The following is a 15159-nucleotide window of genomic DNA, read 5'->3' as shown; positions in this document are numbered from 1 at the left end:
CATCACGAAACCCCAGGGACTCCATGTTCCCCGGCAAGGGCCGACTCGGCGGAGGAACAAAAAACCCGCCGAAGCGGGTTGCTGTAAAAAGCGATGAGACTGTTATTTCGCGGCGCTTGCAGCCGGCTTGGCGGCATCAGCCTTGCCGTTGCTTTTGGCTTTCTTGGCATCGGCTTTGGCGGCCTTGTCAGCGTCGGCCTTCATCTTGGCTTCTTCAGCTTTTTTCTTCTTTTCGTCAGCCTTGGCCTTTTTGTCGGCGTCTTTTTTGGCCTTGGCCTCATCGGCCTTCATCTTGGCTTCAGCCTTGGGGTCCTTTTTCTCTTCCTTGGCCATTGATGCCGCGGCGGCGGGTGCGGCGGCTACTGCGGCGGCGGCAGGCTTGGTTTCAGGTTTTTTCTCTTCAGCCTTGGCCGCTGTCTTTTCGTCCTTCTTGGCTGCAGCAGGTGCTGCCGCACCTTTGTAGGTAGCGCCGTTGACCGTCAGACCGCTGTCCGACAGGGCTGCAGATTTTTTGTCTTTGATACCGGAAACGCGTTTCTCCAAGTCAGCCCAGTCCTTAAAATCACCTTTTTTGCGTTCTTCCACAATCTTGCTCGAGATAACGGGGCCAATGCCCTTGACGCCGTCGAGTTCGGCCGGGGTGGCCTTGTTGACGTCTACAGCAGCGAAAGACACGGCCATGTACATGGCGGCGATAAATGCCAGAAATTTCTTGAACATCAGAAAGCTCCTCAAAGTTGGGATTGAACCAGGCATGTAAACATCCCGCTGAATCGGAATGTACGTTCTAACAACGGCCCGGCTTCCAACTGGTTGACTTCATAGTCCGGCTTTTGGGTAGGAATACCCTAGCTTTTCACGCGGTTCAGCCATTCCATGTAGGCCGTCACACCGGTTTGAACGTCAGCAAACGCATGCTGGCAACCCGCTGCGCGCAGGGCGCTCAGGTCGGCCTGGGTGTAGCTTTGGTACTTGCCGACCAGCGCCTCCGGGAAGGCGATGTAGTCAATCAGGCCGCCATGTGCGGCATCTTCAAGGCTCAGCGGGGCCTCGTTGCGGGCCTTGCGCAAGGTGTTGACGACGGTGATGGCGACGTCATTGAAGGGCTGGGCCCGGCCGGTGCCAAGGTTGAAAATGCCGGATTTTTCAGGGTGGTCCAGAAACCAGAGGTTGACGGCCACGACGTCGTCAATGAAGACGAAGTCACGCATCTGGCCACCGGCGCCATAACCGCCGTATTCACCAAACAGCTTGACCTTGTCCTCGGCCTGGAACTGGTTGAACTGGTGAAACGCCACGCTGGCCATGCGGCCCTTGTGTTGTTCGCGCGGGCCATAGACATTGAAGTAGCGAAAGCCGGCAACCTGGGTGCTGGCCTTTTCAAACTGGGTGCCCAGCTCGCGCCGCATGCGCTGGTCAAACAGCAGCTTGGAGTAGCCGTAGACATTGAGCGGCGCTTCGAACTCGGGTGATTCGCGGAAGGTGGCCGAGCCGCCGTAAGTGGCGGCCGATGAGGCGTACAGCAGACGCGTGCCCTGATCCTGGCAGGCGTGAAACAGTTCACAGGACAGAGTGTAGTTGTTGTCCATCATGTACTTGCCGTCAAGCTCCATGGTGTCGCTGCAAGCGCCCTCGTGGAACACGGCCTCGACCTGGCCATAGGCCCCTTCGGCAAACAGGTCGTAAAAGTCGTCGGCATCGACGTAGTCCGCAATCTTCAGGTCGGCGAGGTTGCGGAATTTGTCGCCATGCGTCAGGTCATCGACGGCAATGATGTCGTCAATGCCGCGGGCGTTAAGCCCCTTGATCAAATTGCTGCCGATAAAACCCGCAGCGCCCGTAACAACGATTTTCATGATTGGCTCCTGCGGGTTTCAGAGGAGGCTGACTTGCCCTGGCAAGTTATGCCGGAGCTAAAGCCGGCGGCGCCGGTGACTACGATTTTCATGGGGAATTCCTTGGGTTGCGGTGAGCCGTTCGCTTCAGGCGGCGAAGAGTTCGTTGTAGTTGACCGTGGCGGTGCCGAACTTGCCCACCACGATGCCGCCGGCGCGGTTGGCAATCGGCACGGCATCGCGCAGGCTCATGCCGGTGGCGCTCATGGTCGCCAGCGTCGCGATCACGGTGTCGCCGGCGCCGGTGACATCAAACACTTCACGGGCCACGGCGGGGACGTGCAGTTCGCCCTGGGCATCAAACAGGGTCATGCCTTCTTCGCTGCGGGTCAGCAGCAGAGCCTCCAGATTGAGGGTGGTCCGCAGGTTGTGGGCCTTGGTGCACAGGTCGGCCTCATCGCGCCAGGGACCAATCACATGTTCCAGCTCGGCACGGTTGGGGGTGAGGACGCTGGCATTTTTGTAGCGGGCATAGTCCGAGCCTTTGGGATCGACCAGCACCACCTGGCCGGCGGCGCGTGCCTGGGCAATCATGGACACGATGTGGGCCAGGCCGCCCTTGCCGTAATCTGAAAACAGCACTGCGTCGTGCAGGGGGTGCAGTTTTTCAAAGGTGGCGGATTGCGAGGCGAGCACTTCGTTTTCGGGCGTGTTCTCGAAATCAAGGCGCAGCAACTGCTGCTGGCGCCCGATCACGCGCAGCTTGACGGTCGTTTTGAGCTGCGCGTCGCGGCCGAAGTAGGGGGTGATGCCGGTCTTGGCCACCAGGGCCTCCAGCTGGTGGCTGGCCTCATCATCGCCGACCACGCTCAGCAGTGAAGCCTGGGCGCCGAGCGTCACGATGTTGTAGGCCACGTTGGCGGCGGCACCAATGCGCTCCTCGGTACGCGTCACGCGAACCACGGGAACCGGCGCCTCGGGTGAGATGCGGTCCACCGCACCGTACCAGTAGCGGTCCAGCATGGCGTCGCCCACCACCAGCACGCGAGCCTTGGCAATCTGTTCAGGGGATAAGGTTAAAAGTGTTGTCATGTCTGCTTGTTCTAAAACGGATCAGCGCTGCGGTACCGCTTTATCTGTTCCAGTGGGCACCGCGGAACCGGCTTCGCCGGGCCGCAGGTGTCGCCCCCTGCAAGGGGGGAGGCGGAGCGAAGCGCAGCCACGGGGGTGTTCATACTCACAGCTCTTCAATGCGGCGTGTCGGGTAGCTGTCCCAGGCCTGGCAGCCCGGGCAGTGCCAGAAATGCTGGGTGGCCTCAAAGCCGCAGGCCGCGCAGCGGTAGCGCATCAGGGGTTTGGTGGCCTGGTCCAGGGCGCGCTGCACCAGCGCGTGATGGTGTTCATCTTCCAGCTTTTCGCCGGCAATCCATTTGCTGGCCGCGACCAGGGAGGTGTGGCGCTCCAGATGCTGCACATACCATTGCCGGGCTGCGGCGGGATCTTTTTCAAGCTTGACGATGGCCTCGATCACATCAATCGAGGGGCTTTGCGCATAGCTGGCCTTCAAGAGGTCCTGCGCGGTTTGCTGCTGGCCACTGCTCTGGGCCAGGTTGGCCAGCAGGCCGGCGGCCAGCGGCAGGCCCTGTGGCGCCACTTCTTTCAGTTTGAGCAAGGTCTGCAACGCGTCCTGGGGCTGTCCCAACTGGTTTTGCAGCTTGGCCAGGTCAATCAGCGGGCGGGTTGCCGCGGGCGCCATGGCAGCGGCTTCGCGCAGGGTGTTCAGCGCCTTGGCGGTATCGCCCGCAGCGGCAGCGGCGCTGGCCTGCTCGCACAGGTAGTGGGCCTGGCGGGTGCTGAAGCTGCCATGGCTGGAGCTGCCCAGCCTCGCTGCAATTTCGGTGGCATTGGCCCAGTCGCGGGAGCGCTCGTAAATGGACAGCAGCGCAAGCCGGGCTTCTTCTTCAAAGGACGTGCCTTCGAGTTTGCGCAGCGCGGTCTCGGCGCGGTCCAGCAGTCCGGCCTTGAGAAAGTCCAGCGCCAGCGCATGCTGGGCACGGTCGCGTTCGGGCTGGGTCAGGTCGCCGCGTGACATCAGATGCTCGTGCACCCTGACGGCGCGCTCGTATTCGCCGCGGCGGCGAAACAGGTTGCCCAGCGCGAAATGCAGTTCGGAGGTGTCGGGATCGTTCTGGACGGCTTCAATAAAGGCGTCGATGGCCTGGTCCTGCTGCTCGTTGAGCAGGAAGTTCAGGCCCTTGAAGTAAGCCTTGGGCGCCTGACGGTTTTCTATGCGCAGTTGCCGCAGGTCCAGCCGAGAGGCCAGCCAGCCCAGCGTGAAGGCGATCGGAAACCCGAGCAGAACCCAGGTGAAGTCAAATTCCATTGTGAAGCGAGGAGGGGTTGTCAGACAGGGGCGTAGGCGCGCCGGACGGGTGGTGTTGTGCCGCTTTGCGCTTTTTCCACCAGCGCGGCATCATGACTAAAACACCCAGCGCCAGCCCGCAGGCGAAAGCCGCCAGAACAACCAGCACCAGAGGCGCTTGCCACAAGGTGCCAAAAAAGAAATACACCGCAACCGTTTGCTGGTTGTTCAGTGCAAAGGCAAAGAGTGTAAAAAAAATGGCTGCTTTGAGCAGCCACATCAGGTATTTCACGGGCAATCCCCCTAGTGGTCAGGCGATTGTAGCCAGCCCATAGAGGGACGCCTGAAGGCCTTATTTGGGGTCCGTGACCGCCAGCAATTCCTGGGTACGTGCATCGACGGCTTCCCGCAATGCCTTGCCCGGTTTGAAATGAGGCACCCGCTTTTCAGGGATGGCGACACTTTCTCCGGACCGGGGGTTCCGGCCCATGCGGGGCGGACGCCGGTTGATGGAGAAGCTGCCAAAACCCCTGATTTCAATCCGGTGGCCACGCACCAATGCGTTGCCCATGGCATCAAGAATGGTCTTGACGGCATATTCGGCATCGCGGTGCGTCAGCTGGCTGAATCGGGCTGCCAGTTCTTCGACAAGATCGCTTCGGGTCATGGATCAATAACGGGACAGCGGTGCAATCCGCCCGGAGGCGAGGCGCACCGCTGCGTGGTTACTTTACTTCTCGTTGTTGTCCAGCTTGGCGCGCAGCAGGGCGCCCAGGTTGGTCAGGCCGGCGTTTTCACGCGAGGACTGCTGGCTCAGGTTGGCCATGGCTTCCTGCTGGTCGGCGTTGTCCTTGGCTTTCACCGAGAGCTGGATGTTGCGGGTCTTGCGATCCACGTTCACCACGACGGCAGACACTTCGTCGCCTTCCTTCAGCACGTTGCGTGCGTCTTCAACGCGGTCGCGGCTGATTTCGCTGGCGCGCAGGTAGCCAATGATGTCTTCGCCCAGATCGATCTCGGCGCCCTTGGCGTCAACCGTCTTGACCTTGCCGGTCACAATCGCGCCCTTGTCGTTGATCGACACGAAGGTGGTGAACGGGTCGGAATCGAGCTGCTTGATGCCCAGGGAGATGCGCTCGCGGTCGACGTCGACAGCCAGCACAATCGCCTCGACTTCCTGGCCCTTCTTGTAGTTGCGAACGGCGGCTTCGCCGGGTTCGTTCCACGAGAGGTCGGACAGGTGCACCAGGCCGTCGATACCGGCAGCCAGACCCACGAACACGCCGAAGTCGGTGATCGACTTGATCGGGCCCTTGACGCGGTCGCCGCGCTTGGTTTCCTGGGCAAATTCCTGCCAGGGGTTGGCCTTGCACTGCTTCATGCCCAGGCTGATGCGGCGCTTGTCTTCGTCGATTTCCAGAACCATGACTTCGACTTCGTCGCCCAGGGCCACGAGCTTGCTTGGCGCGACGTTCTTGTTGGTCCAGTCCATTTCAGACACGTGCACCAGGCCTTCGATGCCGGGCTCGAGTTCCACAAACGCGCCGTAGTCGGCGATGTTGGTGATCTTGCCGAACAGGCGCGTGCCTTGCGGGTAGCGGCGGTTCACGCCCATCCATGGGTCGTCGCCCATTTGCTTCAGGCCCAGGGACACGCGGTTTTTCTCGGTGTCGAACTTCAGGATCTTGGCCACGATTTCCTGGCCAGCGGTCACCACTTCGGATGGGTGACGCACGCGGCGCCATGCCATGTCGGTGATGTGCAGCAGGCCGTCAATACCGCCGAGGTCAACGAAGGCACCGTATTCGGTGATGTTCTTGACGACGCCCTTGACGGCTGAGCCTTCCTTCAGGGTTTCCATCAGCTTGGCGCGTTCTTCGCCCATGCTGGCTTCCACCACGGCGCGGCGGCTCAGCACCACGTTGTTGCGCTTGCGGTCGAGCTTGATGACCTTGAATTCCATGGTCTTGTTCTCGTAGGGAGACAAGTCCTTGATGGGGCGGGTGTCGATGAGCGAGCCGGGCAGGAAGGCGCGGATGCCGTTGACGAGGACGGTCAGGCCGCCCTTGACCTTGCCGCTGGTCTGGCCGGTGACGAATTCGCCGGATTCCAGGGCTTTTTCCAGGCTCATCCACGATGCCAGGCGCTTGGCCTTGTCGCGGGAGAGCAGGGTGTCGCCATAGCCGTTTTCAACGGAGTCGATGGCCACGGAAACAAAATCGCCAACCTGGACTTCGAGTTCGCCCTGGTCGTTTTTGAATTCTTCGAGGGGGACATAAGCCTCGGATTTGAGTCCGGCGTTGACGACCACATGGTTGTGGTCAATGCGAACGACTTCAGCGGTAATGACTTCACCGGAACGCATTTCAGAGCGTTGCAGCGATTCGTTAAACAGGTCGGCAAAAGATTCAGACATGATTTTCCTAATCCACAGAACAGGGTTCCAATAGCGAAATTGCTATTGTTTTTATAGCTGCTTGCGGCGGTTTTGTGCGGGCAAACGAGTGATAAGACCGCGGGTTACGTTAGGGAACCTGCTGACCCAAGCGCAGGGTGCGCGTCGGGGGTCAGAAGGGCCGGGTGCCTTGCCACCAGCCAATCACCTGGTCGGCCGATTCTTCAATCGACAAATCAGAGTTGTCCAGCAGGCGGGCGTCATCAGCAGGTTTCAGAGGAGCGACTGGCCTGGACATGTCGCGGGCATCCCTGGCCTCTAGATCTTGCTGAATCCTCACAATTGTAGTCGAATTTCCCTTTGAAATCAATTGCTTATGCCGGCGTTCGGCGCGGTGCCGGGCGCTCGCTGTCAGGTATATTTTGAGCGGGGCATCGGGAAATACGATGGTTCCCATGTCCCGGCCGTCGGCCACCAGGCCAGGCAGTTGGCGGAACCCGTGCTGGAGCGCCAGCAAGGCAGCCCGAACCTCGGGGTGGGCTGATACTTTTGAGGCGGCCATACCCCCGGCTTCGGTACGGATGGCCTCTGAAACGTCTTCGTCCGCCAGGAAAACGCGGTCACCCTCGAACTGGACCGGCAGGGCGCGTGCAATCCGTGCCACACCGGCAGCATCATCCAGCGAAACGCCGGCACGCGTCGCGGCAAAGGCGCTGACGCGGTACAGGGCGCCTGAATCGAGAAAGTGGTAACCGAGTCGCTGGGCGGTCAAGGCGGCAAGGCTGCCCTTGCCGGAAGCCGTCGGGCCGTCCACGCAAATCACGGGAATGCACGCGGTGTCGGCTTCGGTCACAGCAAACAGGGCTTCGAAGTAGTCCGGGAAGGTCTTGGCGACGCACTTGGGATCAAGAAGCCGGACCGGCAACTGCGCCGGGTTGAAGGCCGCCAGCGAGAAGCACATGGCCACCCGGTGGTCGTCGTAGGTGTGAATCGGGGCGGTTTTCCAGTCGGCGCGCTGCGCCGGCGGCGTGATCTTGAGGTAATCCGCCCCCTCTTCCACCGTGGCGCCCAGTTTTTGCAGCTCGCAGGCCATCGCGGCGATGCGGTCGGTTTCCTTGACGCGCCAGCTGGCGATATTGCGCAAGGTGGTGGTGCCGTCGGCGTAAAGCGCCATCACGGCCAGGGTCATGGCCGCATCGGGGATGTGGTTGCAGTCCAGATCGATGGCCTTGAGCGGCCATCCCTGGCCCGGCTTGCCGCGCGAAATGCGCAGCGAGTTGGGGCTGCTGTCGATCTGCGCGCCCATCAAACGGGCGGCTTCCACGAAGCGGATATCGCCCTGAATGGAGTCTGCGCCCACACCCAGGATTTCTATGCTATTTTGGCCTGCAGCGCTCTCTGCAATTGCGCCAAGTGCTATGAAATAGCTAGCAGAAGAGGCGTCGCCTTCGACGTGGATTTCCCCCGGCGACTGGTAGCGGCTGCCGGCCGGAATGGTAAAGCGCTGCCAGCTGTCTGCACCCGCCGGGCGCTGGACATGGATGCCGAAGCGTTTGAGCAGGTTGAGCGTGATCTCGATGTAGGGGCGGGAAATCAGTTCGCCCACCACGTCGATTTGAATGTCGCGGCTGGCCACCAGCGGCAGCGCCATCAGCAGGGCCGTCAGAAACTGGCTTGAAACATCGCCGCGCACCTGAATTGGCGCATCCAGTTTCAGCTGTCCGGGACGCAGGCGCAGTGGCGGAAAGCCTTCGTTGCCGATGTAGTCGATGGCACAGCCGAGTTGCCTGAGCGCATCGACCAGGTCGCCGATAGGGCGCTCGTGCATGCGCGGCACACCCGACAGTTCGAATTCTCCGCCCAGCAGGGCCAGCGCGGCGGTCAGCGGCCGCATGGCCGTGCCGGCATTGCCCATGAACAGCGTGGCCTTGCGCTGCACGAGCCGGCCACCGAGTCCGCCAATCACCGCGGTATCGCCGTCCTGCCTGACGCTGCAGCCCAGCCGCTTTAGCGCCGTCAGCATCACGGCCGTGTCGTCGGAGGCCAGCAGGTCATGCACCGTGGTTTCGCCCTCGCTCAGGGCGGCCAGCAGCAGGACGCGGTTGGAAATGCTTTTGGAGCCAGGCAGCCGTACCGTGCCTCCTGCCCTGGCCAGCGGTGGAATATCCAGGAATTCAGTATCGAACATGGGCCGTGGCTTACTTTTGTGATTTGTGCGAGGACATGCGCCAGTGGGCGCGCGACTCACTGGCTTGCTCGATCAGGACCTCCAGCACATCACCGCTGCCGCTGGAAATCAGCTGTTCGAGGGACTGCAGGGTTTGCTGGAAAATTTTGGACTGCGCCAGCAGTTCTTCGCGGTTGGCGATCAGGATGTCGCGCCACATCTGCGGATCGCTGGCCGCAATGCGGGTGAAGTCACGAAAGCCGGGACCGGCCAGCGACATGTAGTCTTTGCCATGGTCCTGGCCCATGATGCCGTTGATCAGGGCGAACGCAATCAGGTGCGGCAGGTGACTGACCGCTGCGTAGGCCGCATCGTGTGCCTGCGGCGACATCTTGATCACGTGGCAGCCCAGGGCTGTCCATACATCGCTGGCCTTTTGCAGCTGCGCGGTGAGGGTGCGCTCAATGGGTGTCAGGATGACCTGCTTGCCGGTGTAAAGATCCACGTCGGCGTGTTCGACGCCGGAGACCTCCTTGCCGGTGATGGGGTGACATGGCACAAAGGAACCGACGCTGTCGCGCAGGACGCGCCTGGCTGCATCGACGACATCGCGTTTGGTGGAGCCCACATCCATGACCAGCGTGTTGGGCCCCACCAGGTGGCGGATGGCCTTGAAGGTGGCTTCGGTGGCCGACACCGGCACGGCCAGCAGCACGATATCGGCACCCGAAACCGCCAGCAGGGCGGAGGGCGCTTCCACGTCGATCACGCCCATCTGGCGGGCGCGTTCCGTGGTGGAGGGCGACTTGCTGTAACCGACGATGCGTTTGACCAGGCCGGCTCGCTTGAGCGCCAGTGCAAATGAGCCACCCATCAGGCCGCACCCAATGAGACCTAATTGTTCAAACATGAAGTGATCTGATGTTGTTGTAATCGTTGCATGAAGCCGACATTTCCGGATCAACCCGCATCAATCGCTGACGGGATAGACCCCCAGGACTTTGTAAAACGCGCAAAGCTGCTGCAGATCAGCCAGCGCCGCTTTGACGTGGCCCTGCGATGGATGGCCTTGCAGGTCGATATAAAAATAGTATTCCCACTGGCCGGAGCGGGCCGGACGCGATTCGAAGCGGGTCATGGAAACGCCGTGGGTCTTGAGCGGAACCAGCAGGTCGTGCACGGCGCCCGGACGGTTGGGCACAGACACCACCAGGCTGATGCAATCCTTGCCCGAGGCGGGTGGCGTTGGCAGCGTCTGCGGCAGGCAGATGACGGCAAAGCGCGTGCGGTTGAAGGCATCGTCCTGAATGGCGGGGGCGGCCACGTGCAGGCTGAACAGGTTGGCCGCGCGCTCACTGGCGATGCCGGCCCAGGCGGGGTTCGTCGTGGCCAGGCGGGCGCCTTCAGCGTTGCTCGATGCTGCCCGGCGTTCCGCATGGGGCAGGTGCTTGCTCAGCCAGCCCTGGCATTGCGCCAAGGCTTGGGGATGTGCATACACCGCCTCGATGCCCTCCAGGGAGTCGGACTGACGCAACAGATTGTGCTTGATCATCAGGCTGACTTCGCCCACGATGTGCAGCGGCGTGTTCAGCAGCAGGTCCAGTGAGCGCGCGACCACGCCCTCATTGGAGTTTTCCAGAGGCACCACGCCATAAGAGGCGCTACCGGCTGCGGTAGCACGAAACACTTCATCGATGCTGGGGCAGGCCACATGCTCGATGCTGGCGCCGAAAAACTGCAGAACGGCCTCTTCGCTGAAGGTGCCTGCCGGGCCCAAATAGGCCACACGCATCGGTGCTTCAAGCGCCAGGCAGGCCGACATGATTTCACGCCAGACGGCCGCCACATGTTCATTTTTCAGCGGGCCCTGGTTGGCCTGCTGAATCTTCTCGATCACCTGAGCGACCCGGTCGGGGCGGAAGAAGGACGAACCTTCATGCTTTTTCACTTCGCCGACCTGCTCGGCGACCTGCGCGCGGCGGTTCAGGAGGGTTAGCAGTTCTTTGTCCAGGGCGTCAATCCGGGCGCGCAAATCGGCAAGTTTGGCAGTCATTTCAGGCGAGTTTTTGTTCGAATTCTTGCATGTAGTCAATCAGCGCCTCGACGCCCGCCATCGGCATGGCGTTGTAGATGCTGGCGCGCATGCCGCCGACGGATTTGTGGCCCTTGAGCTGCAACAGGCCGCGCATTTTTGCACCAGCGAGGAAGGCCTCATTGCGCGATTCGTCACGCAGGAAAAAGGGCACGTTCATGCGTGAGCGGCATTCCTTGTCGACCTTGTTCACATAGAACTGGGACTGGTCGATGGCCTCATAAAGTCGCTGTGCCTTGGTCTGGTTGCGCTGTTCCATGGCGGCGATGCCTGCCAACTCGCCTTCCTTCTGGCGCTTGAGCCATTGAAAGGTGAGGCCGGCGATATAGATGGCATACGTCGGCGGCGTGTTGTACATGGATTCGCTGTCGGCCACGATTTTGTAGTTGAAGGCGCTGGGGCATGCGGGCAGCGCATGGCCGAGCAAATCTTCACGCACAACCACCAGGGTCACCCCGGCAGGCCCCAGGTTTTTCTGCGCGCCGCCAAAAGCCAGGCCAACCCTGGACCAGTCGACCGGCCTGGATGCCACATGGGAGGAGAAATCGATGACCAGCGGCGCATCGCTTCCCAGGGCCTTCAGGTCAGGCAGGGCATGAAACTCCACGCCGTGTATGGTTTCGTTGGTGCAAACGTGCACATAGCTGGCCTCGCGCCGCAGCTGCCAGGTGGCTGCAGCCGGCAGGCTGGTGTGGCCGCTGCTTTCATTGGTGGCGGCAACCTGCACGTCGCAGTATTTGCGCGCTTCCTTTTGCGACTTGTCGCTCCAGCTGCCGGTCACGATGAAGTCCGCCGAAGCGCCGCGTGAAAGATTGAGCGGAACAATCGCATTTTCTGCGAGCCCGCCGCCCTGCATGAACAGGATCTTGAAGTTGTTCGGGACGGCCATCAGCGACCGAAAATCGGCCTCTGCATTTTCGTAAATGGAGATGAATTCCTTGCCGCGGTGGCTCATCTCCATGACGCCCATGCCGCTGCCGTGCCAGTCCAGCATTTCGGCGGCCGCCTGCTGTAAAACCTCCTCAGGCAAATTGGCGGGGCCGGCCGAAAAATTGAAAGGCCGGGTCATTTCTTGGCCGGCTTGCCCGCCGCGGGTGCCGCAGGAGCGCTGCCGACAATTTTGAGCGCCGCGTCATCGAACTGCTTGGCGCGCGCCTGCACATCGGCGCGCGACGCGTCGATCAGTTTCTGGATGAAGACATTGCCAAGTTCTGGCGCCGTGGTCTGGTATTTCTTGATGGCCGGGGATTCAAAAAACGCGGCGATCTGTTTGAGCTCTTCCAGGGTGAAGCGCTCTGCATACGCCGGTACCAGCACGTCTGTGCTCACTTTTTTGACCTGCTTGCCAATCAGCTGGTTGGTGTCCTGGGTATATTTCTTGAGCTCGACATTCAGTTCTTCCGAGGCCTTTTGCTGTTTGGCCTTGGGCACATTCGCTTCGAGTTTCGGGCCCCAATTGGCGATCAGGTCCTGGGTTGTGCTGCCTGCAAGTTGGGCCACCAGCCGGTCAAGTTCAGGACCCTGTTGAAGGGCGACAACTTTCGTTGCCCATTCGGTTTTTGCATCTGGCGTCTGCGCATGAAGCGCGGTGGAACTGGCAAGGCCAGCAAGAGCCGTGATTGCCATCGTGGTGATCAGTTTTTTCATGAATTGCTTTCCGGGTTGGAGGCGTCTTTGCCGGCGTCGGTTTCGGTGTCGTCGAGCGTGGCGTCATTCTCGACGATGCGCTGGAGGCCACTCAATTGTGAGCCTTCGTCGAGGCCAATGAGCGTCACGCCCTGGGTGGCCCTGCCCATCTCGCGGATTTCGCTGACGCGCGTACGAACCAGCACACCCTTGTCGGTGATGAGCATGATTTCATCGTCGGTGTGAACCAGCGTCGCCGCAACGACCTTGCCATTGCGCTCGCTTTGCTGGATGGCGATCATGCCCTTGGTGCCGCGGCCATGGCGCGTGTATTCGGTGATGGAGGTGCGCTTGCCATAACCATTCTGGGTGGCTGTCAACACACTTTGCTGCTCATCTTCTGCCACCAGCATGGCGATGACACCCTGGCCCTCTTCCAGCATCATGCCGCGTACGCCCCGGGCGTTACGGCCCATGGGCCGCACATCATTTTCATCAAAACGTACGGCCTTGCCGCCATCGCTGAACAGCATTACGTCGTGCTGGCCATCGGTGAGGGCCGCACCGATCAGATAGTCTCCATCGTCCAGGTCCACGGCAATGATGCCGGCCTTGCGGGGATTGCTGAATTCGTTCAGTGTTGTCTTCTTGACGGTGCCCATGGAGGTCGCCATGAACACATATTGATCCGCCGGGAAGCTGCGCTTCTCGCCGGTCAGTGGCAGCACCACCGTGATTTTTTCACCCTCCTGCAAGGGGAACATATTGACAATCGGCCGGCCGCGCGAACCGCGCGAGCCCGCAGGAACTTCCCATACCTTGAGCCAGTAGAGCCGGCCCCGGTTGGAAAAGCACAGGATGTAATCGTGCGTGTTGGCGATGAACAGCTGGTCGACCCAGTCGTCGTCCTTGGTCGCCGTCGCCTGTTTGCCTCGGCCCCCGCGCTTTTGGGCGCGGTATTCCGAGAGGGGCTGGCTCTTGATGTAGCCGGTGTGCGAGAGCGTCACCACCATGTCGGTAGGGGTGATCAGGTCTTCCGTGCTGAGGTCAAACGAGCTGTGTTCAATCTGGCTGCGCCGCGCGCCCAGCTTGGTTTGGCCAAATTCGAGCTTGATGGCCGTGAGCTCTTCTCCAATGATGATGGACACCCGCTCCGGCTTGGCCAGGATGTCGAGCAGGTCGTCGATCTCGGCCATGACTTCCTTGTATTCGGCCACGATCTTGTCCTGCTCCAGGCCCGTCAGGCGCTGCAGGCGCATCTGCAGAATTTCCTGGGTCTGCGTGTCGGAGAGCCTGTAGAGGCCATCGCTGCCCATGCCAAATTCTTTTTCGAGCCCATCGGGGCGGTAGTCGTCGGCATTCACCACGCCGCCGTCGGCGCGGGTACGGGTGAGCATCTCACGCACCAGCTTGCTGTCCCAGGTGCGATTCATCAGCTCGGCTTTCGCCACCGGTGGTGTGGGCGCATTGCGGATGATGGCGATGAATTCGTCGATATTGCCCAGCGCGATCGCCAGGCCTTCCAGCACATGGCCGCGTTCACGCGCTTTGCGCAGAATGAAGATCGTGCGGCGTGTTACTACTTCGCGGCGGTGCCACAGAAAGACCTGAATCAGGTCTTTCAGGTTGCACAGTTTGGGCTGGCCGTTGATCAGCGCCACCATGTTGATGCCGAATGTGTCTTGCAGCTGGGTCTGTTTGTACAGGTTGTTCAGCACCACTTCGGGCACTTCGCCACGCTTGAGATCGATGACCAGGCGCATGCCGGACTTGTCGCTCTCATCCTGAATGTGGCTGATGCCCTCGATTTTTTTCTCGTGGACGAGCTCGGCCATGCGCTCCTGAAGCGTCTTTTTGTTGACCTGGTAAGGCAGTTCATCAACGATGATGGACTGGCGCTGGCCCTTGTCGATGTCCTCGAAGTGGCATTTGGCGCGCATCACCACCTTGCCACGGCCTGTGCGGTAGCCATCCTTGACGCCGTTGATGCCGTAAATGATGCCGCCGGTGGGGAAGTCCGGTGCCGGGATGATCTCCATCAGTTCATCGATGGAAGCTTCGGGGTTCTTCAGCAGGTAGAGGCAGGCATCCACCGCTTCATTCAGGTTGTGCGGCGGAATGTTGGTGGCCATACCCACAGCGATACCGCTGGAGCCGTTGACCAGCAGGTTGGGCAGCCGGGTCGGCATGACCAGCGGTTCCTGCTCGCTGCCATCGTAGTTGGGGCCGAAGTCGACGGTTTCCTTGTCGAGGTCCGCCAGCAATTCGTGGGCAATTTTGGCGAGACGGATTTCCGTGTACCGCATCGCCGCGGCGCCGTCGCCATCGACCGAGCCGAAGTTACCCTGGCCATCCACCAGCATATGGCGCAGCGAGAAGTCCTGGGCCATGCGCACGATGGTGTCATACACCGCGCTGTCGCCATGCGGGTGGTATTTACCTATCACGTCGCCAACGATACGGGCGGATTTTTTGTACGGCCGGTTCCAGTCGTTGTTCAGTTCGTGCATGGCAAACAGCACGCGCCGATGCACCGGCTTGAGGCCATCCCGCGCATCGGGCAACGCTCGGCCGACGATCACGCTCATCGCGTAATCGAGATAGCTTCTTCGCATTTCCTCTTCAAGACTGATGGGCAGGGTTTCTTTGGCGAACTGGGTCATGAGAGGCCTGGTTGGGATT

At 60.8% G+C, this 15159-nt stretch carries 13 protein-coding genes; all 13 read right to left on the bottom strand.

Going from position 1 to position 15159, the window contains the following annotated elements; genetic code table 11:
• Positions 1–102: 102 nt before the first annotated feature.
• Positions 103–756, bottom strand: a complete 654-nt coding sequence (locus PJE01S_RS14180; RefSeq protein WP_245660780.1) for a ComEA family DNA-binding protein — start codon at positions 754–756, stop codon at positions 103–105.
• A 92-nt stretch (positions 757–848) separates the two neighbouring features.
• Positions 849–1856 carry an ADP-glyceromanno-heptose 6-epimerase gene (gene rfaD / locus PJE01S_RS14175; RefSeq protein WP_068834281.1) on the bottom strand — a complete coding sequence of 336 codons (1008 nt, stop codon included), beginning with the start codon at positions 1854–1856 and terminating at the stop codon, positions 849–851.
• Positions 1857–1982: 126 nt separating this feature from the next.
• Entirely contained in the window at positions 1983–2927 is a 945-nt protein-coding gene (gene rfaE1 / locus PJE01S_RS14170; RefSeq protein WP_084389548.1) for a D-glycero-beta-D-manno-heptose-7-phosphate kinase, read from the bottom strand.
• A gap of 145 nt (positions 2928–3072) precedes the next feature.
• Complete coding sequence (gene lapB / locus PJE01S_RS14165; protein ID WP_068834279.1) at positions 3073–4218, bottom strand: lipopolysaccharide assembly protein LapB; 1146 nt, start codon at positions 4216–4218, stop codon at positions 3073–3075.
• Complete coding sequence (locus PJE01S_RS14160) at positions 4208–4489, bottom strand: LapA family protein (RefSeq protein WP_068834326.1); 282 nt, start codon at positions 4487–4489, stop codon at positions 4208–4210. Before PJE01S_RS14160 ends, lapB begins: the two co-directional genes overlap by 11 nt.
• A gap of 60 nt (positions 4490–4549) precedes the next feature.
• Positions 4550–4864: an integration host factor subunit beta gene (locus PJE01S_RS14155; protein ID WP_068834278.1), complete on the bottom strand. Its 315-nt coding sequence runs from the start codon at positions 4862–4864 to the stop codon at positions 4550–4552.
• Between the two features lie 63 nt (positions 4865–4927).
• Positions 4928–6613: a 30S ribosomal protein S1 gene (gene rpsA, locus PJE01S_RS14150; protein ID WP_068834277.1), complete on the bottom strand. Its 1686-nt coding sequence runs from the start codon at positions 6611–6613 to the stop codon at positions 4928–4930.
• 151 nt (positions 6614–6764) lie between these two features.
• Positions 6765–8780, bottom strand: coding sequence for a bifunctional 3-phosphoshikimate 1-carboxyvinyltransferase/cytidylate kinase (locus tag PJE01S_RS14145; protein ID WP_068834276.1), 2016 nt, complete (start codon positions 8778–8780; stop codon positions 6765–6767).
• Between the two features lie 10 nt (positions 8781–8790).
• Positions 8791–9669 carry a prephenate dehydrogenase gene (locus tag PJE01S_RS14140; RefSeq protein ID WP_068834275.1) on the bottom strand — a complete coding sequence of 293 codons (879 nt, stop codon included), beginning with the start codon at positions 9667–9669 and terminating at the stop codon, positions 8791–8793.
• 60 nt (positions 9670–9729) lie between these two features.
• A complete protein-coding gene (pheA, locus tag PJE01S_RS14135) occupies positions 9730–10812 on the bottom strand; it encodes a prephenate dehydratase (RefSeq protein WP_068834274.1) in 1083 nt (360 codons plus the stop codon).
• Between the two features lies 1 nt (position 10813).
• The gene (serC, locus tag PJE01S_RS14130; RefSeq protein ID WP_068834273.1) at positions 10814–11920 is read right to left on the bottom strand and encodes a 3-phosphoserine/phosphohydroxythreonine transaminase; all 1107 of its coding nucleotides are present in this window, start codon (positions 11918–11920) and stop codon (positions 10814–10816) included.
• On the bottom strand, positions 11917–12498 hold the full coding sequence (locus tag PJE01S_RS14125; RefSeq protein ID WP_068834272.1) for a DUF2059 domain-containing protein: 582 nt from the start codon (positions 12496–12498) through the stop codon (positions 11917–11919). Before PJE01S_RS14125 ends, serC begins: the two co-directional genes overlap by 4 nt.
• Entirely contained in the window at positions 12495–15140 is a 2646-nt protein-coding gene (gene gyrA / locus PJE01S_RS14120; protein WP_068834271.1) for a DNA gyrase subunit A, read from the bottom strand. The genes PJE01S_RS14125 and gyrA overlap by 4 nt, the downstream gene beginning before the upstream one ends.
• Positions 15141–15159 lie beyond the last annotated feature (19 nt).

The organism is Polaromonas jejuensis NBRC 106434 (genome assembly GCF_001598235.1).
GTDB classification, from domain to species: domain Bacteria; phylum Pseudomonadota; class Gammaproteobacteria; order Burkholderiales; family Burkholderiaceae_C; genus Polaromonas; species Polaromonas jejuensis.
Note: the sequence above shows the minus strand (reverse complement) of the source record. Positions and strands in the feature narration are given on the sequence as shown.

What these genes read in the sequence shown, in the direction of transcription:
- gyrA (WP_068834271.1), bottom strand. Translation starts at nt 15,140, where the DNA reads ATGACCCAGTTCGCCAAAGAAACCCTGCCCATCAGTCTTGAAGAGGAA.
- serC (WP_068834273.1), bottom strand. Translation starts at nt 11,920, where the DNA reads ATGACCCGGCCTTTCAATTTTTCGGCCGGCCCCGCCAATTTGCCTGAG.
- rfaD (WP_068834281.1), bottom strand. Translation starts at nt 1,856, where the DNA reads ATGAAAATCGTTGTTACGGGCGCTGCGGGTTTTATCGGCAGCAATTTG.
- pheA (WP_068834274.1), bottom strand. Translation starts at nt 10,812, where the DNA reads ATGACTGCCAAACTTGCCGATTTGCGCGCCCGGATTGACGCCCTGGAC.
- PJE01S_RS14140 (WP_068834275.1), bottom strand. Translation starts at nt 9,669, where the DNA reads ATGTTTGAACAATTAGGTCTCATTGGGTGCGGCCTGATGGGTGGCTCA.
- rpsA (WP_068834277.1), bottom strand. Translation starts at nt 6,613, where the DNA reads ATGTCTGAATCTTTTGCCGACCTGTTTAACGAATCGCTGCAACGCTCT.
- PJE01S_RS14125 (WP_068834272.1), bottom strand. Translation starts at nt 12,498, where the DNA reads ATGAAAAAACTGATCACCACGATGGCAATCACGGCTCTTGCTGGCCTT.
- PJE01S_RS14155 (WP_068834278.1), bottom strand. Translation starts at nt 4,864, where the DNA reads ATGACCCGAAGCGATCTTGTCGAAGAACTGGCAGCCCGATTCAGCCAG.
- lapB (WP_068834279.1), bottom strand. Translation starts at nt 4,218, where the DNA reads ATGGAATTTGACTTCACCTGGGTTCTGCTCGGGTTTCCGATCGCCTTC.
- rfaE1 (WP_084389548.1), bottom strand. Translation starts at nt 2,927, where the DNA reads ATGACAACACTTTTAACCTTATCCCCTGAACAGATTGCCAAGGCTCGC.
- PJE01S_RS14145 (WP_068834276.1), bottom strand. Translation starts at nt 8,780, where the DNA reads ATGTTCGATACTGAATTCCTGGATATTCCACCGCTGGCCAGGGCAGGA.
- PJE01S_RS14180 (WP_245660780.1), bottom strand. Translation starts at nt 756, where the DNA reads ATGCCTGGTTCAATCCCAACTTTGAGGAGCTTTCTGATGTTCAAGAAA.